Raw genomic sequence first — 17173 nt, 5'->3', positions numbered from 1 at the left:
ATCAGCCCAGGTTGTCCTGAATCGCGCCCAACACCTTGCGCGCCACATCGGCCGGCGCCACGGTGTTGATGTTCTTCTCGACGGTCACTTGGACGTTGTCACCCACCTTGCTCAGGCGCACCTGGTAGCGCTCGGCGCGGGCTTCGATCTCTTCCTTGGCCGGCTTGCTGCCGAACAACTTGCCGAAGAAGCCCGGCTCGTCGTTCTTCTTCTCGGCTTTTTCCGCCAGGTTGATGTAGTACAGGCCCAGGCTGCGGTTGATGTCCTCAACCCGCCATTCGCCCTGCTCCAGGGCGCGGCCCACGCTGGACCAGGCACGATCGAGGTCGGCGCCCAGGTTCAGCACCGGGTTGCCGCTGCCGTCTTCGCTGAGGCTGACCCGGCTCGGGGTATCGAAATCGCGAGCAGCCAGCAGGGACACCGAACCGCCCTTCTCGGAGGTACGGCTCATGCTGGCCAGCATGTCATCCACCAGCGCGGCGTCCAGGCCGGTGTTGACCGAACGGTTGGTGAACTCCACATCGGCGGTGCTGCCGGCGGGACGCTCAGCACTGACCACGTAGACTTCACTGGTATTGCGCTGCACACCCGGTTCGATGCGCACCCGCACTCGAGTTTCGCTGTCGGCGGCGACGCCGGCGCTGCTCAGGCGCTTGGCCACGGCAGCGGAAAGCTCGTCGGAACGCTGCCAGCGGGTGCTGAACTCGCCGGTTTGCGGGCGTTGCTGATCCAGGCGGAAACCGTTGTCCTGGAAGAACTGCACTGCCACCGGCCAGACTTCGGCCGGCGGATGCTGGGCCATGACCCAACGGGAGTCGCCGCTTTTCTGCAGGGTGTAGTCGCTGGCATCGGCAATCGCCGACAGCGGCTGCGGACGAGGCACCTGGTACTCGCCCTTGACGTTGTCGTCGGCCACGTTGCGCGGGATTGGCAGCAACGGATCCAGACGCTTGGCGGTCTGGACATCCGGCGGCAGTTGCATTGGTGCTGTTTGTTGCGCTTGCAAGTAATCGCTACCCCGGTCACGGAAGTAGCCTTCCGGGCCCCAGATCCAACCGCAGCCACTGGTGCTGGAGATAATCAAGGCAAGTGCGGAAAGTCCGGCCATTCGCTTCATGCGTTGTACTTCCTCAATTAAACCAAGACGCCGGACTGGCGCATGGCCTGCCGCAGCGGTTCGTGACAGGCGGCACTGAGCCAGGTGAGCGGCAGACGGATACCGTCCGGCATCAAGCCCATTTCGTGCAGGGCCCATTTCACGGGAATAGGGTTGGATTCGATGAACAGTGTCTTGTTCAGCGGCATCAGGGTTTCGTGGATCTCGCGGGCCTTGGCGGCGTCGCCGGCCATGGCTGCGGCGCACATCTGGCTCATGGCCCGAGGCGCGACGTTGGCGGTCACCGAGATATTGCCCTTGCCGCCCAGCAGGATCAGTTCAACGGCAGTGGCGTCATCGCCGGAGTACACCAGGAAATCGTCGGGCACGCCGGCCAGGATGGCCTTGGCACGCTGCAGGTCGCCGGTGGCTTCCTTGATGCCGATGATGTTTTTCACGGAGGACAGACGGATCACGGTCTCGGCCTGCATGTCGCATGCGGTACGGCCTGGAACGTTGTAGAGGATCTGCGGGATGTCCACGGCCTCGGCAATGGCGCGGAAATGCTGGTACAGGCCTTCCTGGGTCGGCTTGTTGTAATACGGGGTCACCAGCAGGCAGGCATCGGCGCCGGCGATCTTCGCATTGGTGGTCAGTTCGATCGCTTCACGCGTCGAGTTGGCGCCGGTACCGGCAATCACCGGGATACGCCCTGCAACCTGGGCCACCACCCGACGAATCACTTCGATGTGCTCGTTGACATCCAGTGTGGCCGATTCACCTGTGGTGCCGACCGCCACGATGGCGTTGGTGCCCTCTTGCAGGTGGAAGTCCACCAGTTTGCTCAGGCTGTCCCAGTCGAGATTTCCCTGTGCATCCATGGGTGTGACCAGTGCCACCATACTGCCCGCAATCATGCAACCGCTCCTGCCGGAAAAAGAGAGCGGTAATGGTACTGGCGCCAAGTTCCTTGCACAAGCGAAGTCCCTTGCCGTGAGCATTCCCCTGAGCGATGGTTTTCGCTACCCTTCAGGCTTTGATCGCTACTGATAAGCATGTAAACCGGGTTATCGCCTGCCTGTTGGATCTGCAAAGCCCCATTCCCGCGTTGCCAGACTGTGTTCCGAGCGTTTCGGGGCCCGTCGCCGGCTTGTGGTTCAAGGCCCTGAAGTTCAGCTTGCAACGCTTGCCTGCTACTGGCTTGTCAAAAAGTACCGACCGCTCATCGCTTTAGGAATGCTGCATGTCCACCCCCACAGTTCGCGAACAATTCCTTGTCATCAGTGCCCTCGGCGCCAACCCCATGGAGCTGACCAACGTCCTGTGCCGCGCCAGCCATGAAAACCGTTGTGCCGTGGTGACTTCGCGTCTGACCCGACACGGCGAGTGCAGCGCCCTGGTGCTGGAGATTTCCGGCAGCTGGGACGCCCTGGCGCGCCTGGAAAGCAGCCTGCCGTCCCTGGCCAAGAAGCACGCCTTCACGGTCAACGTGGTGCGCAGCGCCGCTCTGGAAAGCCGTCCCCAGGCCTTGCCTTATGTCGCCTACGTCAGCGCGGCCTACCGCTCTGACATCGTCAATGAGCTGTGCCAGTTCTTCATCGACCATCATGTCGAACTGGAAAACCTCACCTGCGATACCTACCAGGCTCCGCAAACCGGCGGCACCATGCTCAATGCCACCTTCACCGTGACCCTGCCCGCCGGCACCCAGATCAGCTGGTTGCGTGACCAGTTCCTGGATTTTGCCGATGCCATGAACCTCGATGCGCTGATCGAACCCTGGCGCCCACAGAACCCCATGTAAGGAAGCTCCCATGGCTGTTGCTATCGACCAACCCGTCGCTGATTTCCAGGCCCCTGCCACCAGCGGCCAGACCGTCAGTCTGTCCGGCCTCAAGGGCAAGCAAGTGGTGATCTACTTCTACCCCAAGGACAGCACCCCAGGCTGCACCACCGAGGGCCAGGGCTTTCGTGATCAATACGCCGCCTTCCAGGCCGCCAACACCGAGGTCTTCGGCATCTCCCGCGACAGCCTGAAGTCCCACGAGAACTTCAAGTGCAAGCAGGAGTTCCCCTTCGAGCTGATCAGCGACAAGGACGAAGCCGTCTGCCAGCTGTTCGACGTGATCAAGTTGAAGAAGCTCTATGGCAAGGAATACCTGGGCGTGGACCGCAGCACTTTCCTGATCGACAAGGACGGCGTCCTGCGCCAGGAATGGCGCGGGGTCAAGGTTCCGGGCCATGTCGACGCCGTACTGGCAGCAGCCCAGGCTCTGAACAAGGCCTGAAACCAACGGGGCGGCTGAATCAGCCGCCCCGCGTTATCTAGAGTAAAGGCGCCACCACCGGGTCCTTCCTCGGCCAGGCATCCAGCACAGCCTTGAACAGCGTGGCTAGGGGAATCGCAAAGAAAATCCCCCAGAAGCCCCACAGCCCGCCAAACAGCAACACCGCACAGATGATTGCTACCGGGTGCAGGTTCACTGCACCGGAGAACAGCAGTGGCACCAGCACGTTGCCATCCAGGGCCTGGATGATCCCGTAGACCGCCATCAGGTAGATGAACTGGTCGCTCCAGCCCCACTGGAACAGGGCGATCAGCGCCACCGGCACAGTGACCACAACGGCGCCGACATAGGGCACCACCACCGAAATCCCTACCAGCAGGGCCAGCAGGGCCGCGTAGTTAAGCCCCAGGGCGACGAAGGCGATGTAGGTCACACCACCGCAAATAACGATCTCGATGACCTTGCCGCGGATGTAGTTGGCAATCTGCCGGTTCATCTCGTGGGCAACCCGAGTGATCAAGGTCCGCTCCTGAGGCAGGTAGCCGATAACCCAACGGCTGATCATCGCCCGATCCTTGAGGAAGAAGAACACCAGGATCGGCACCAGCACCAGGTAGATCATGATGTTCACCAGCAAGGGCAGGCTGGACAGGGAGAACGTCAGCGCCCATTGACCGAACTTGCCGATCTCGCCCCGAGCCACTTCGATGGCCTGCAGTACCTGCTCGTCCGACACCAGGTGCGGATAGCGCTCGGGCAACAGCAGCAACAGTGACTGCCACTTGGCGAGCATCCCCGGCAACTCGTTGAACAGGGTGACGAACTGGTGCCAGAGCAAAGGCACCACCACCAGGATGAACACCAGCAGCAGGCCCATGAACAACGCGAACACCAACCCCACCGCCGCCCCACCGGGCAGGCGCAGGCGCTCCAGACTGACCACCAGCCCCTGCATCAGGTAAGCCAGGACCATGCCCGCCAGTACTGGCGCCAGCATCCCACCCAAGGTCAGCACAGCGGTAAAGGCCAGGAACAGCAGCACAGCGAGCACCACCGCTTCTTCATCCGAGAAGTAGCGCTGTATCCAGTCACGTAGCACTTTGAACATCAATGATCCTTAGATGAAAACGGTGAACGGCCGTCAGGCCTTTTTCAGCCAGTAACGATAGACCCCGGCCTCGTCCTCTTCGCGCAACAGGGTATGACCGGCCAGGCGAGCGAAGGTGCGGAAGTCACGCTGGGACCCGGCATCGGTGGCAATGACCTTGAGCACCGCGCCACTGGCCAGGCGATTGAGTTCCATCTTGGCCTTGAGCAGTGGCAGTGGGCAGTTCAGTCCACTGGCATCGAGCTCGGCGTCATGGGCGACAACATCGGTCATTGGCTTACTCCGATCATCAATTCAAGGCGCCTAGAATACCCTGCAAGGCAAAGCCGTCGGCAATAAAGAAGCCTGAAACCAGAGCGCTGCAGCGCCGTGATAGAAGCTCGATGAGGTAGACGTCGGAATTTCCCCGAAAGCACTTTTTTATCCGCAGAGTTTTCACTGGCTTTATCTGGTCCCCGGACCAGCGGGCAGCTACAGTAGAGCCTTTGTCGAATAAGGCTTTGTGCATGAATTTATTGCGCCCTACCCTGCTGACGCTCGCTTGCCTGCTCGCCTCACCGGGCTTCGCCGACGACCTGCCGTCACTTGGTGATGCCAGTTCATCCATTGTCTCTCCACAACAGGAACACCAGCTGGGCCGTGCCTGGCTGGCTTTGCTACGCAGCCAGGTCTCGCAACTCAACGACCCGCAACTCAAGGACTATGTCGAAACCAGCGTCTACAAACTGGTGGAGACCAGCCAGGTCAACGACCGCCGCCTTGAGTTCATCCTGATCAACAGCCCGCAGCTCAACGCCTTCGCCGCCCCCGGCGGGATAGTCGGGGTCAACGGTGGCCTGTTTCTCAATGCCCAGACCGAGGGAGAGTACGCCTCGGTGATGGCTCACGAACTGGCGCACCTTTCCCAACGCCACTTTGCCCGCGGGGTTGAAGCCCAGCGGCGCATGCAGGTGCCAATGATGGCCGCCTTGCTGGCCGGGATCGTGATCGCTGCCGCTGGCGCCGGGGATGCGGGGATCGCCACCATCGCCGGCACCCAGGCCGCGGCCATCCAGGAACAGCGGCGCTTTTCCCGGCAAAACGAACAGGAAGCCGACCGCATCGGCATTCTCAATCTGGAGAAAGCCGGCTACGACCCACGCTCGATGCCCACCATGTTCGAACGTTTGATGCGCCAATACCGCTTCGATGCCAAGCCTCCGGAATTCCTCCTGACGCACCCGGTCACCGAATCGCGAATCGCCGACACCCGCAACCGCGCAGAACAGGCCAAACTCGGAGGCACCGAAGACAGCCTGCGCTATCAACTGATCCGTGCGCGAGTGCAGTTGAATTACGAAGAATCTCCTGGTCTGGCCGCCAAGCGCTTTCGCGCCCAGCTCGATGAAAACCCGAAGAACGACATTGCCCGTTACGGTCTGGCCATCGCCCAGATCAAGGGCAGCCAGTGGAACGAGGGTCGGGAAAACCTCAAGCCGCTGCTGGCCAAATCCCCCAACGATGTCACCTACAACCTGGCCCAGATCGAATTGGACATGGCCAACAACCGCCTGCCGGATGCGCAAGCTCGTGTGGAGCGGATGCTCAACCTGTACCCGGGCAACTACCCGCTGAATCAGATCCGGGTGGACCTGCTGCTCAAGCAGAACCGCCCCGCGGATGCGGAAAAGGCCCTGGAAGGCTTGCTGAAAAGCCGTCCGGACGATCCGGATGTCTGGTATCTGGTGGCGGAAACCCGCGGCCTGTCGGGCAATATCATTGGCCTGCACCAGGCCCGGGCCGAGTACTTCGCCCTGGTCGGCGACTACCGCCAAGCCATTCAGCAACTGGACTTCGCCAAACGGCGGGCCGGCAGCAACTTCCCACTGTCGTCGAGAATCGACGCTCGTCAGCGGGAGATGATGGACCAGGAGCAGATGGTCAAAGACATGATGCGCTGATGTTTCCAGGCGCCATAAAAAAGCCCGCCTCTTACGAGGCGGGCTTTTTACTACGCGAGCACGGCGTCAGACGTATTACTCGGCCAGTTTGAAGGTAATGAAACTGGCTCGCCCCTGACGCAGTACGCGCATGGACACCGAACGGTTCTTCGGCAGCGCCTTGGCGATTTCGGTGAACTCCTTGGCGGTGGTAATCGCCTGGTTGTTCAGGTGGGTGATCACGTCGCCCGGCTGCAGGCCGATCAACGCCGCTGGGCCATCCTGGACTTCCTTGATGACTACGCCACCCTTGAGGTCAAAAGCCTTTCTCTGCTCATCATTGAGCTCTACAACGGCTACGCCGAGACGGTTACTGCTGCGCTCGACGCCGGACTTGGGCAGCATGCTCAGATCCTTGTCTTCTTCAGGAATGGCGCCCACGGTGAGCTCGACATTCTTGCGCTTGCCTTCACGGATCACTTCCAGGTTGGCCTTGGCTCCGGCCTTCAGTGCCCCGACCAGATGCGGCAGGTCCGCCGACATGACAATGGGTTGACCATTGAGGCTGAGAATCACGTCCCCCACTTGCAGGCCGCCCTTGGCCGCTGGGCCTCCGTCCTGAACCTGCGCGACCAGTGCACCGGCAGGTTTTTCCAGGCCAAAGGATTCTGCCAGGTCTTTATTGACCTCCTGAATCACTACGCCCAGCCAGCCACGACTGACCTTGCCACCGGTTTTCAGCTGATTGGAAACGTCCATGGCCACGTCGATAGGGATCGCGAAAGACACCCCCATGAAGCCACCGGAACGGGTGTAGATCTGCGAGTTGATGCCCACCACTTCCCCCGCCAGGTTGAACAGCGGGCCACCGGAGTTACCCGGGTTGATCGGCACGTCGGTCTGAATGAAGGGAACGTAGTTTTCGTTTGGCAGACTGCGACCAATGGCACTGACGATGCCCTGGGTCACGGTGTGGTCGAAACCAAATGGCGAGCCGATGGCCACGACCCATTGCCCGGCTTTCAGGTCCTGGGATTTACCCAGCTTCAGCACAGGCAGGTCCTTGCCATCGATCTTCAACAGTGCCACGTCGGAACGCGGATCGGTGCCTATCAGCTTGGCTTTCAATTCACTGCGGTCGGCCAGACGCACGAGAATCTCGTCCGCATCGGCGATCACGTGATTGTTGGTGAGGATGTAGCCATCCGGGGAAATGATGAAACCCGAGCCCAGGGACTGGGCTTCACGCTGGCGGTCCCCTCTCGGAGAGCGCTGCTGAGGCATGCCACGCTCGAAGAACTCCCGCAACATTGGCGGCAGGCCTTCCAGTTCGGGCATCTGTGCCGAGTTGGAAAACCGCCGATCAGGCAGCTTCTGCGTTGTACTGATATTCACCACAGCAGGCGAGGCCTGCTCGACCAGTTGGGTGAAATCAGGCAACTCCGCTGCCTGGGCAGACACGGCCTGCCCCAGCACCAGCACGGTGGCAAGAATGGTGAAGTAAGACTTCAAGCGTGGTATCGACATACGGCTCCCGTTACGACGAGCGTGGTTAAGCGATATGGAGCAAGTCACACCGAAAATACAGGGGCGGTACTTTTGCTCCAGGAACGACAAATAAGGTCAGAACCGAGGGGTTCTGACCTATAAAAAAACTCTGGGGATTTTGCAAATGAAATTGCTCACCAAACATTTCATCTTCTCAATTGTGGAGTAGGCATTACCGACCTCTTACACAACCAACAAAGGCTCATTGCTTGGCGGTGGCATCGGAACGCATCGACAGCGCAATACGTTCAGCTGTGCCAATGGGGATTTCCCCGACCACGGTGACCATCATTTCGCCTTCAGGCGTGGTCAAGCGACGTGATACGGCAACAGTCGGACCGAGCTGGGTGCGGGTATCGGTAACCGTCGCACCATTGAGTGGCTCGAGGAACACCGAGAACCGCGCCAAACCGTCGTCATACAGCAAACTGTTGACCAGGGTCTTGGTTTGCGGATCCTTGCGGGCGGAGCTACTGGTCAGCTCGAAACCTGGAGGTAGCCAGTCGGAATGCCAGGTTTGCGCAGTCTTGATAGCTGAAGCCTTGTCGCTGTCCAGGCTCACGGGTTTGCAGTCAGCACCAGCTTGCAACTCGGCATCTTCAGGCACATCTGCAGTATCCAGACGAGTGAACTGGAAGCGCTCCAATAGTTGTCCCTTATCGTTCAACAACAGGGATTTGAGCGGCAGGCCGGTTTCCCGATCCAGATGCAACTCAAAGCCATAACGATGTTGATCTCTGGGCGTAACCGAAACGATCACTGCCTGACGCCCAGCCACACGTGACTTGCCGATAACGGCAAGGTCATACCAATTCTTGAGCTTTCGCGGGTCCAGCGCACGGGCCGCAGAGTCCGGAGCATCGCCCAACCCTGCCATCAACGTACCGCTTACGCACTGGGTGCGACCATCGACACGCACCACCTCTTGAGCAGATCCATCGAGCTGAACCAAACGCTCACGGACCTCTCCACCTTGGACGCGATGCCAGATGTTATGGGTAGAAAAACTACCGTTACGCTCGTAAACGAAAGTGCCCTGAAAGCTTTGCTGCTGTTCCGCTTGCCCAAGACGCTGCAACCAGCCCTGGGCTTCATCGGCGTGGGCTGGAACCACAAACCAGCCACTAAGCAGAAGCGAAAGTAGAGGTATGGCGCGCATGATCCTCCTTAGCGGTTTTCCAGGCTTGCCGCACGGGCATAAGGCAGTGCGCTTTCAGTGCCTTTGAGTGCAGCTTGCTGAGCATGCTGACGCAGGTAGCTTGGCAGACGCTGATCGTGCCAGCCTGGCTGCCCTTGCAATACGCCATTAGCCATGGGGCCAGTGGCTTCCGAGCTTTCATTGTAGCCGGCCAGTACAGCAGGGCCCTTAATTTGTGGAGTCGCCAGGGTCGGTTGAGCGGCTTGCTGAGCCAGTTCAACGCCTGCGATCTCATCTTGGTTGTACAGGCGCACACCGGCCAGTACCGCCACAGTCACCGATGCAGCTACCGCCAGACGGCCCAGACTGCGCCAAGGTCCACGGGACGCTTTGGCTGGTACGGCCTCATCAGCCAGAGCTGCCGAAACAGCAGCGGCGATGTCCAGACGTGGAAGCAGCAACTCCTTGTGCATAGCTGCCCGGGCGATTTGATAACGAGCCCAAGTCTCACGGGTTTCTACTTCGTCGACGGCATTCAACACCCGACGCAATTCCAGTTCGTCCGCTTCGTTATCCATCACCGCGGACAGCGATTCCTGCAGGGCTTCACGACTCATGGCGGTTCCTCTCTTGGCTGTCGCCGCTGTCTCAGGTTTCCTGCAACAACGGCTGCAGGGCTTTATCGATGGCTTCCCGAGCGCGGAAAATCCGGGAGCGCACGGTACCCACCGGACACTGCATGACGCTGGCAATGTCCTCGTAACTCAGACCATCGAATTCACGTAAAGTTAAGGCTGTACGCAAATCTTCAGGCAATTGCTGAATGGTTCGATGGACGGTGCCCTCGATCTCATCCCGCAGCAATGCACGTTCCGGCGATTCGAGATCCTTCAGGCCATGATCGCCGTCATAGAACTCCGCATCCTCAGAACTCACATCGCTATCCGGCGGCCGGCGGCCGCGTGAAACCAGATAGTTTTTCGCCGTGTTGATGGCGATACGGTACAGCCACGTATAGAACGCGCTGTCCCCCCGAAAATTACCTAGTGCACGGTAAGCCTTGATAAAGGCTTCTTGTGCGACATCCTGGGCTTCATGGGTGTCGTGCACGAAACGCACGATCAACCCGAGAATTTTGTGCTGGTATTTCAGCACGAGCAGATCGAACGCTCGCTTGTCGCCACGCTGAACGCGCTCGACCAGCTGCTGATCCTCTTCCTGGGTTAGCATGAACACTCCTCGATAAGCTCGGAGGAGGCTTGCATCACTAATCGATCAGGCTTGCAAACATAGACTCGGGCTTTTCGCAAAAGTTCTCCCCCTCCAAGCAAGTTTCCTGCGGGCTCTGATCCGGCACGCACGAAAAACGCAGCGCGGGCAAGGCCGGCTGCGCGAATAATCCTGTCGTCGATTTCTGTCACCAAGGGACAGATTGCAAACCCTGGCCAGAACCGACGCTGTCCCTTCTTTCAGGCAACCTTCTATTGAGTTTGGGGCCTTGGCAAAAGTTCCCAATCTTTATAGCTGCGCCGAACGAAGATTGTGTAACGGTGAAGAGAAAAACAGCCCTACTTCTCCGATCAACCCGCGCGGCAGCTTGAACGCCGCGAGTAGAGGCTGGTCGAGAGCAACGCTTTTGCTCAGCGAAGTCGCACAACGCCATGAAGGCGCGACTATTGTGCCGATCCCCCCCTCTATATACTAGTGGGCTGTGTGGCTGCTTTGACTCGCCGATTCAGGCGTCTGGCGCCAACCCCATATCGGGTCGCTTTGAGCGGAATCCTTCAAATGAGCCAACAGTTTCAACACGATGTTCTGGTGATTGGCAGCGGCGCCGCCGGCTTGAGCCTGGCCCTGACACTGCCCCGCCACTTGCGTATCGCCGTCCTGAGCAAAGGCGATCTGGCCAACGGCTCGACCTACTGGGCCCAAGGCGGCGTCGCTGCCGTTCTGGACGATACCGATACCGTCGAATCCCATGTCGATGACACCCTCAACGCCGGTGGCGGCCTGTGCCACGAAGATGCCGTGCGATTTACCGTGGAACACAGCCGTGAGGCCATCCAGTGGTTGATCGACCAGGGGGTTCCCTTTACCCGTGATGAAGACGCCAGCAGCGATGACAATGGCTTCGAGTTCCACCTGACCCGTGAAGGCGGTCACAGCCACCGACGGATCATCCATGCCGCAGACGCCACCGGCGCAGCCATTTTCAAGACACTGCTGGCCCAGGCCCGACAACACCCCAATATCGAACTGCTGGAGCAGCGGGTTGCCGTTGACCTGATCACCGAAAGACGCCTGGGCCTGGAAGGTGATCGCTGCCTGGGCGCCTACGTACTCAACCGCGGCACGGGTGAAGTGGACACCTTCGGCGCCCGCTTCGTGATCCTCGCCTCCGGCGGTGCAGCCAAGGTCTACCTCTATACCAGCAACCCCGACAGTGCCTGTGGCGATGGCATCGCCATGGCGTGGCGCTCGGGTTGCCGAGTGGCCAACCTGGAGTTCAACCAGTTCCACCCCACCTGCCTGTATCACCCACTGGCCAAGAGCTTCCTGATCACCGAGGCCCTGCGCGGTGAAGGCGCCCACCTCAAGCTGCCCAACGGCGAACGCTTCATGCAGCGCTTCGACCCTCGGGCTGAACTGGCTCCCCGGGATATCGTCGCCCGGGCCATTGACCACGAAATGAAGCGCCTGGGGATCGACTGCGTCTACCTGGATATCAGCCACAAACCGGAAGCCTTCATCAAAACCCACTTCCCCACCGTGTATGAACGCTGCCTGGAATTTTCCATCGATATCACCCGGCAGCCGATCCCAGTGGTGCCGGCCGCCCACTACACCTGCGGCGGCGTAATGGTCGATCAACAAGGGCGCACCGATGTGCCAGGCCTGTATGCCATTGGCGAAACCAGTTTCACTGGCCTCCACGGAGCCAACCGCATGGCCAGCAACTCGTTGCTGGAGTGTTTCGTCTACGCCCGCTCGGCAGCGGCCGACATTCTCCAGCAGCTGCCTCAGATCTCGATTCCCATCGCCCTGCCGGCCTGGGATGCCAGCCAGGTCACCGACTCTGACGAAGACGTGATCATTGCGCACAACTGGGACGAACTGCGGCGATTCATGTGGGACTACGTCGGTATCGTGCGGACCAACAAACGCCTGCAACGGGCTCAACACCGGGTTCGCCTGCTACTGGACGAAATCGACGAGTTCTACAGCAACTACAAGGTCAGCCGTGACTTGATCGAGTTGCGCAACCTGGCCCAGGTGGCCGAATTGATGATTCTCTCGGCCATGGAGCGCAAGGAAAGCCGCGGCCTGCACTACACCCTCGACTATCCGCAACTGCTGCCCGAAGCTCGCGACACTATTCTGCTGCCGCCCACCTACGCCGGCCGAACTTGAGCCGCACCCGCAGACGCCGATGCTCATCGGCGGTCTGCGCGTCCCTCGGCACACAAAGGGAGCGCACCCAGCGCTCGCCCTGCAGACGGAAGCGCAATACCACGATCAGCGGCAATGCCAGGCTGTCAGGCCGCAACTGCACCCCCTGCCAACCCGTGGCCGGACTCCACAGCTGCCAGCCCTCTGATGAATGCCGCAAGCGGCTGAATGCTCGGGAATGGGTCAACAAAATCTGTCGAGGCAGCACCCAGCCGCCGTGCAACAGGCACAGCAGGATGCCCAGCCCCTTGGCGACAGACGGGATATCCAGCAGGAAAATGGCGACCAGGGCGAATGCCTGGGCCAGCAGGTAGGCCGCCAGCAGTTGCCGTGAAGCACGCCAGCGGCACTCGAACAGCCTACTTGGGCTGGACACGGTCCAGAATCATGCGAACCATGCGCTGCAGCTCAGGATCCTCGGACTCGCTGCGCTCCATGAACCAGCCGAACATGTCCTGATCCTCACACTCCAGCAACTTGCGGTAGCACTCGCGATCGGTCTCATTGAGATGCGGGTACACCTCCCTGACGAACGGCACCAGCAATACGTCCAGCTCAAGCATGCCGCGACGGCTGTGCCAGTAGAGGCGATTCAGTTCAACATCTTCAACCATGGAGCGCTCCTCAAATAGAGCGCAAGTATACAGCCCGGGGAACACGAGAACAGTCGGCTTTGGTCGGTCACCACCTGTCCTTTGTGAACTATCCATTTCAGGGGCGCCCCCTTATGATGTGCCCCAGACTTTTTACCCTGCGATGAACCATGGCTGACTCCGCTTTTTTCTGCCCCCTGTCCCACGAAGGCGTCCTCGCCGTCCGCGGCCCTGATGCCAGCAAATTCCTTCAGGGTCAGTTGACCTGCAACCTCAATTACCTCAGCGACAGCCAGTCCAGTCTGGGCGCCCGTTGCAACCAGAAAGGCCGCATGCAGTCCAGTTTCCGTATCCTCCTGGAAGGTGACGGCTGCCTGCTGGCCATGGCCAGCGAACTGCTTGAGCCGCAACTGGCGGACCTGAAGAAGTACGCAGTCTTCTCCAAGGCCAAGCTCACCGATGAAAGCGCCAACTGGGTGCGCTTCGGCCTCAGCCATGCCGACTCCAGCCTGAGCGGCCTGGGCCTTGAACTGCCCCAGGAAGACGGCGCCGTAGTCCGCGCCGACGACCTGATTGCCGTGCGCGCCTCAAGCCACCGCGTCGAACTCTGGGTCCCGGCGGAACGCGCCGAGAGCCTGGGTCAGCAACTGGCCGCGCAACTGCCCCAGGGCGAGCTCAATCAGTGGCTGCTGGGCCAGATCCGCGCGGGCCTCGGCCAGGTCATGGCGCAGACCCGTGAACTGTTCATTCCGCAGATGCTCAACCTCCAGGCCGTGGGCGGCGTCAGTTTCAAGAAAGGCTGCTACACCGGTCAGGAAATCGTCGCCCGCATGCAATACCTGGGCAAGCTCAAGCGCCGCCTCTACCGACTCGCATTGCCCAGCGGCGAACTCCCCATACCAGGCACCCCGCTGTTCTCCCCGACCCACAACAGCTCCATCGGTGAAGTGGTCCTGGCCGCCCAGGCACAAGACCAGGTGGAACTGCTGGCCGTGTTGCAGGCCGAAGCGGCAGAAGATGGCAACCTGCACCTGGGCGCACTCGAAGGGCCTGGTCTGCAATTGCTGGACCTGCCGTACCAGCTGGACCGCGATCGCGAAATCCAGCGCTGACCGACTCCCCCTTTCCTGCAACACCCTAGAGAACTGAAATGACTGAGCTGGCGCAAAAGGTCCAACAGGATTTGGTGGAGGCCATCGACAACGATGACCTGGTTCTGCCAACTCTACCGGAGGTGGCCATGCAGATTCGCCGGGCCGCCGAAGACCCGGAAATCAGCGTCAGCACCCTGAGCAAAGTGATTGGCCGCGACACCGCGTTGTCGGCGCGACTGATCAAGGTGGTCAACAGCCCACTGTTGCGGGCAGCCCAGGAAGTCACCGACCTGCATACCGCCATCACCCGCCTGGGCGTCAACTACAGCAGCAACCTGGCCATCGGCCTGGTGATGGAGCAGATCTTCAATGCTCGCTCCGAGGTGGTTGCACAGAAAATGCACGATGTATGGCGCCGCAGCCTGGAAGTGGCCGGGGTCAGCTATGCCCTGTGCCGCCGCTACACCCAGCTCAAGCCCGACCAGGCAGCGCTCGGCGGACTGGTACACCAGATCGGCGTGCTGCCGATCCTGACCTACGCCGAAGACCACTACGAACTGCTTTCCGACCCGGTCAGCCTCAATCACGTGATCGAACGCATTCACCCGCTGCTGGGGGACAAGCTGCTACGGGTCTGGGAGTTCCCCGAGCAACTGGTGGAGATCCCCGGGCACTACCTGGAGTTCAACCGCCAGACCACCGGGATCGACTACGTCGACCTGGTCCAGGTGGCGACCCTGTACTGCCACAAAGACACAGATCACTCACTCTCGCGCATTGACGCCTTCAGCGTGCCGGCGTTCAAGAAGCTGGGGATCGACCCGGAAAACCAGGCCATGTGCAACGAGCTGCAAGAATCCCGCTCAATGCTCTACTGATCCTAACCCCGCGATAAAACTCACCCGCACCTTGAGCCCCGAAGGCTGGCCATCGTGCAGGCTGATCTGTGCCAGATGGGCGCGACAGATTTCCCCCACGATTGCCAGCCCCAACCCCGAACCGGCCACCTGCTGATTACGCCGGTAAAAACGTTCGAAGACCCGGTCGCGATCCTCCAGGGGAATACCCGGCCCGTCGTCCTCCACCTCCAGCACCCCCGGCGCCGATACCCGCAGCACCACATTGCCGCCCGACGGCGTGTGGGCCAGGGCGTTGTCCACCAGGTTGCTCAGCAGTTCATTGAGCAGGGTTGGCTCGCCCTTGAGCCACACCGGCTCGTCGGCTTCCAGGGCCAGGGCCACCCCCCTGGCATGGGCCAGAGGCGCCATGGCCATGCCCAGTTCCCGGGCCAACTGGCTGAGATCGAGCAACTGTGCGCCGCCCTCGGCGATCGCCCGGGCGCCATTTTCCACCCGGGCCAGGGACAGCAACTGATTGGCCAGGTGGGTCAAGCGATCGGTGCCCTGAGCCGCGCTTTCCAAGGTCGTGCGCCAAGTGTCCGGCTCGCTGGAGCGCAGCCCCAGCTCCAGACGGGCCTTGAGTGCTGCCAGCGGTGTTCGCAACTCATGGGCGGCCTCGGCAATAAACTGTGCCTGGCGCTCGAACTGCCCCCGCAGGCGTTCGGTGAAATGGTTCAAGGCCCGCACCAGGGGCCACAACTCACGCTGTACCGAAACCAGCGGCAGCGGCCGCAAGTCATCGGGCTGGCGCTCCTCCACCGCACCGCGCAAACGTTCCAGCGGACGCAAGGCGGCACTCACCGCAAACCACACCAGCAGCAACGCCCCCATGGCCAGCATTCCCAGGCGCAGCAAGGTGTCGGCCATCAAGCTACGGGCCATGGAGACCCGCGCCTCGTCGGTCTCCGCCACGCGAATTTCCGCCATGCCGTTCATGTTCGGCTCGCTGACCGCCTTGAGCAGGCTCACCACCCGCACATTCTGGCCCTGATAGGTGGCATCGTAGAAACGCGCCAGGGCCGGATAGTCATCGGTACGCGGAGTACCCGGCGGCGGACCAGGCAGGTTTTCGTAACCGGAGATCAGTTGCTGGTGAATATCGTTGACCTGGTAATAGATGCGCCCGGCACTGTCGTAGGCAAAGGTGTCCAGGGCCACATAGGGCACATTGGCGCTGAGGCTGCCGTCACGCTGGGACAACCCGGCGGCGATGGTCCGCGCCGAGGCCAGCAAGGTACGGTCGTAGGCGGTGTCGGCGGCCTCACGGCCGTTCCAGTAGGCACTCAAGCCGCTGGCCAGCATCAGCACCACCAGCAGCAGCGCCAGGTTCCACAGCAACCGCCAGCGCAGGCTGCTGGGCCTATGCATCGCGGCTTTCCAACAGATAACCCAAGCCACGGAACGTCACGATGGCCACTGCATGGCCATCGAGCTTCTTGCGCAGGCGGTGGACGTAAATCTCGATGGCATCCGGGCTGGCCTCCTCATCCAGGCCGAACACCTGGGAGGCCAGTTGCTCCTTGCTCATCACCCGGCCGGGACGGGCAATCAATGCCTCGAGCACGGCCTGCTCGCGGGACGTCAGGGTCAGCAGTTCTTCGCCCAGGGTGAAGCGCCGGGTATCCAGGTCATAGGCCAGCACTCCGCAACGCTGCTGGCGCTCGCCCCCCAGCACGCTACGGCGCAACAGCGCCTTGACCCGGGCTTCGAGCTCGGTCAGTTCGAACGGCTTGGCCAGGTAATCGTCGGCCCCCAGGTTCAGACCGTGAACCCGATCCTTGACGTCGCTGCGGGCAGTGAGCATCAGCACCGGCAGGTTCTTGCCCCGGGCCCGCAGGCGCGCCAGCACCTCGAAACCGTCCAGGCGCGGCAGGCCGACATCGAGGATCGCCATGGCGTATTCCTCACTGCCCAGAGCCAGGTCGGCGGCCACGCCATCGTGCAGCACATCCACGGTCAGGCCGGTGCTCTTGAGCGCCTGGGCGACACTTTCGGCCAGTTGCAGATGGTCTTCGACGAGCAGGACTCGCATGTTTTCTT

General features: G+C 60.9%; 18 protein-coding genes. 6 read left to right on the top strand and 12 right to left on the bottom strand.

All coding sequences use genetic code 11. The annotated features are described in order from the left end of the window. Nucleotide 1: 1 nt before the first annotated feature. Nucleotides 2–1117 carry an outer membrane protein assembly factor BamC gene (gene bamC / locus PFZ56_RS13070; protein ID WP_102861607.1) on the bottom strand — a complete coding sequence of 372 codons (1116 nt, stop codon included), beginning with the start codon at nt 1115–1117 and terminating at the stop codon, nt 2–4. Between the two features lie 17 nt (nt 1118–1134). Further along, nucleotides 1135–2013, bottom strand: a complete 879-nt coding sequence (gene dapA / locus PFZ56_RS13065; protein WP_102878721.1) for a 4-hydroxy-tetrahydrodipicolinate synthase — start codon at nt 2011–2013, stop codon at nt 1135–1137. Between the two features lie 326 nt (nt 2014–2339). Here dapA and PFZ56_RS13060 point away from each other — a divergent pair, with 326 nt between their 5' ends. Beyond that, nucleotides 2340–2900, top strand: coding sequence for a glycine cleavage system protein R (locus PFZ56_RS13060; RefSeq protein ID WP_102861605.1), 561 nt, complete (start codon nt 2340–2342; stop codon nt 2898–2900). A 10-nt stretch (nt 2901–2910) separates the two neighbouring features. Continuing rightward, on the top strand, nt 2911–3384 hold the full coding sequence (locus PFZ56_RS13055) for a peroxiredoxin (protein WP_102861604.1): 474 nt from the start codon (nt 2911–2913) through the stop codon (nt 3382–3384). A gap of 37 nt (nt 3385–3421) precedes the next feature. Here the strand turns inward: PFZ56_RS13055 and PFZ56_RS13050 are convergent, their stop codons facing one another. Both PFZ56_RS13050 and PFZ56_RS13045 read right to left on the bottom strand, forming a co-directional pair. After that, nucleotides 3422–4492, bottom strand: a complete 1071-nt coding sequence (locus PFZ56_RS13050) for an AI-2E family transporter (protein ID WP_102861603.1) — start codon at nt 4490–4492, stop codon at nt 3422–3424. A gap of 33 nt (nt 4493–4525) precedes the next feature. Continuing rightward, nucleotides 4526–4765 carry a sulfurtransferase TusA family protein gene (locus PFZ56_RS13045; protein WP_011059792.1) on the bottom strand — a complete coding sequence of 80 codons (240 nt, stop codon included), beginning with the start codon at nt 4763–4765 and terminating at the stop codon, nt 4526–4528. 233 nt (nt 4766–4998) lie between these two features. On the opposite strand from PFZ56_RS13045, the gene PFZ56_RS13040 reads away from it, so the two are divergent. After that, a complete protein-coding gene (locus tag PFZ56_RS13040; RefSeq protein ID WP_170004600.1) occupies nt 4999–6432 on the top strand; it encodes a M48 family metalloprotease in 1434 nt (477 codons plus the stop codon). 75 nt (nt 6433–6507) lie between these two features. Here PFZ56_RS13040 and PFZ56_RS13035 read toward each other — a convergent pair whose 3' ends face one another. The 4 genes from PFZ56_RS13035 to rpoE all read right to left on the bottom strand — a co-directional run bounded on the left by PFZ56_RS13035 (nt 6508) and on the right by rpoE (nt 10327). Then, nucleotides 6508–7938, bottom strand: a complete 1431-nt coding sequence (locus PFZ56_RS13035) for a DegQ family serine endoprotease (protein ID WP_102861601.1) — start codon at nt 7936–7938, stop codon at nt 6508–6510. Nucleotides 7939–8161: 223 nt separating this feature from the next. Continuing rightward, a complete protein-coding gene (locus tag PFZ56_RS13030; protein ID WP_170004602.1) occupies nt 8162–9118 on the bottom strand; it encodes a MucB/RseB C-terminal domain-containing protein in 957 nt (318 codons plus the stop codon). An 8-nt stretch (nt 9119–9126) separates the two neighbouring features. Next, nucleotides 9127–9714, bottom strand: a complete 588-nt coding sequence (locus tag PFZ56_RS13025; RefSeq protein WP_102861599.1) for a sigma-E factor negative regulatory protein — start codon at nt 9712–9714, stop codon at nt 9127–9129. 31 nt (nt 9715–9745) lie between these two features. After that, a complete protein-coding gene (rpoE, locus tag PFZ56_RS13020; RefSeq protein ID WP_007930230.1) occupies nt 9746–10327 on the bottom strand; it encodes an RNA polymerase sigma factor RpoE in 582 nt (193 codons plus the stop codon). 558 nt (nt 10328–10885) lie between these two features. Here rpoE and nadB point away from each other — a divergent pair. Then, entirely contained in the window at nt 10886–12508 is a 1623-nt protein-coding gene (gene nadB, locus PFZ56_RS13015) for an L-aspartate oxidase (RefSeq protein WP_170004604.1), read from the top strand. On the opposite strand, the gene PFZ56_RS13010 is transcribed toward nadB, so the two are convergent. Then, the gene (locus tag PFZ56_RS13010) at nt 12471–12923 is read right to left on the bottom strand and encodes a protein YgfX (RefSeq protein ID WP_123393429.1); all 453 of its coding nucleotides are present in this window, start codon (nt 12921–12923) and stop codon (nt 12471–12473) included. The genes nadB and PFZ56_RS13010 overlap by 38 nt on opposite strands. Then, entirely contained in the window at nt 12907–13161 is a 255-nt protein-coding gene (locus tag PFZ56_RS13005) for a succinate dehydrogenase assembly factor 2 (protein WP_011059785.1), read from the bottom strand. The genes PFZ56_RS13010 and PFZ56_RS13005 overlap by 17 nt, the downstream gene beginning before the upstream one ends. A gap of 149 nt (nt 13162–13310) precedes the next feature. Here PFZ56_RS13005 and PFZ56_RS13000 point away from each other — a divergent pair, with 149 nt between their 5' ends. Next, nucleotides 13311–14252 (top strand): folate-binding protein YgfZ, encoded by a 942-nt coding sequence (locus PFZ56_RS13000; protein ID WP_170004606.1) that lies wholly within the window; start codon nt 13311–13313, stop codon nt 14250–14252. A 38-nt stretch (nt 14253–14290) separates the two neighbouring features. Further along, nucleotides 14291–15112: an HDOD domain-containing protein gene (locus PFZ56_RS12995; protein WP_170004608.1), complete on the top strand. Its 822-nt coding sequence runs from the start codon at nt 14291–14293 to the stop codon at nt 15110–15112. Here the strand turns inward: PFZ56_RS12995 and PFZ56_RS12990 are convergent. Then, on the bottom strand, nt 15098–16501 hold the full coding sequence (locus PFZ56_RS12990) for a sensor histidine kinase (protein WP_170004610.1): 1404 nt from the start codon (nt 16499–16501) through the stop codon (nt 15098–15100). The two genes, PFZ56_RS12995 and PFZ56_RS12990, sit on opposite strands and share 15 nt — an antisense overlap. Further along, nucleotides 16494–17165 (bottom strand): response regulator, encoded by a 672-nt coding sequence (locus PFZ56_RS12985; protein WP_102861593.1) that lies wholly within the window; start codon nt 17163–17165, stop codon nt 16494–16496. Before PFZ56_RS12985 ends, PFZ56_RS12990 begins: the two co-directional genes overlap by 8 nt. Nucleotides 17166–17173: the final 8 nt, after the last annotated feature.

The sequence above is a fragment of the Pseudomonas danubii genome (genome assembly GCF_042980055.1).
In the GTDB taxonomy this organism is placed as follows: domain Bacteria; phylum Pseudomonadota; class Gammaproteobacteria; order Pseudomonadales; family Pseudomonadaceae; genus Aquipseudomonas; species Aquipseudomonas danubii.
This window is presented reverse-complemented; position numbering and strand designations above follow the sequence as displayed.

Bases quoted from the DNA above. Each gene is read 5' to 3' on its own strand.
- bamC (WP_102861607.1), bottom strand. From the start codon at position 1,117: ATGAAGCGAATGGCCGGACTTTCCGCACTTGCCTTGATTATCTCCAGC.
- dapA (WP_102878721.1), bottom strand. From the start codon at position 2,013: ATGATTGCGGGCAGTATGGTGGCACTGGTCACACCCATGGATGCACAG.
- PFZ56_RS13060 (WP_102861605.1), top strand. From the start codon at position 2,340: ATGTCCACCCCCACAGTTCGCGAACAATTCCTTGTCATCAGTGCCCTC.
- PFZ56_RS13055 (WP_102861604.1), top strand. From the start codon at position 2,911: ATGGCTGTTGCTATCGACCAACCCGTCGCTGATTTCCAGGCCCCTGCC.
- PFZ56_RS13050 (WP_102861603.1), bottom strand. From the start codon at position 4,492: ATGTTCAAAGTGCTACGTGACTGGATACAGCGCTACTTCTCGGATGAA.
- PFZ56_RS13045 (WP_011059792.1), bottom strand. From the start codon at position 4,765: ATGACCGATGTTGTCGCCCATGACGCCGAGCTCGATGCCAGTGGACTG.
- PFZ56_RS13040 (WP_170004600.1), top strand. From the start codon at position 4,999: ATGAATTTATTGCGCCCTACCCTGCTGACGCTCGCTTGCCTGCTCGCC.
- PFZ56_RS13035 (WP_102861601.1), bottom strand. From the start codon at position 7,938: ATGTCGATACCACGCTTGAAGTCTTACTTCACCATTCTTGCCACCGTG.
- PFZ56_RS13030 (WP_170004602.1), bottom strand. From the start codon at position 9,118: ATGCGCGCCATACCTCTACTTTCGCTTCTGCTTAGTGGCTGGTTTGTG.
- PFZ56_RS13025 (WP_102861599.1), bottom strand. From the start codon at position 9,714: ATGAGTCGTGAAGCCCTGCAGGAATCGCTGTCCGCGGTGATGGATAAC.
- rpoE (WP_007930230.1), bottom strand. From the start codon at position 10,327: ATGCTAACCCAGGAAGAGGATCAGCAGCTGGTCGAGCGCGTTCAGCGT.
- nadB (WP_170004604.1), top strand. From the start codon at position 10,886: ATGAGCCAACAGTTTCAACACGATGTTCTGGTGATTGGCAGCGGCGCC.
- PFZ56_RS13005 (WP_011059785.1), bottom strand. From the start codon at position 13,161: ATGGTTGAAGATGTTGAACTGAATCGCCTCTACTGGCACAGCCGTCGC.
- PFZ56_RS13000 (WP_170004606.1), top strand. From the start codon at position 13,311: ATGGCTGACTCCGCTTTTTTCTGCCCCCTGTCCCACGAAGGCGTCCTC.
- PFZ56_RS12995 (WP_170004608.1), top strand. From the start codon at position 14,291: ATGACTGAGCTGGCGCAAAAGGTCCAACAGGATTTGGTGGAGGCCATC.
- PFZ56_RS12990 (WP_170004610.1), bottom strand. From the start codon at position 16,501: ATGCATAGGCCCAGCAGCCTGCGCTGGCGGTTGCTGTGGAACCTGGCG.
- PFZ56_RS12985 (WP_102861593.1), bottom strand. From the start codon at position 17,165: ATGCGAGTCCTGCTCGTCGAAGACCATCTGCAACTGGCCGAAAGTGTC.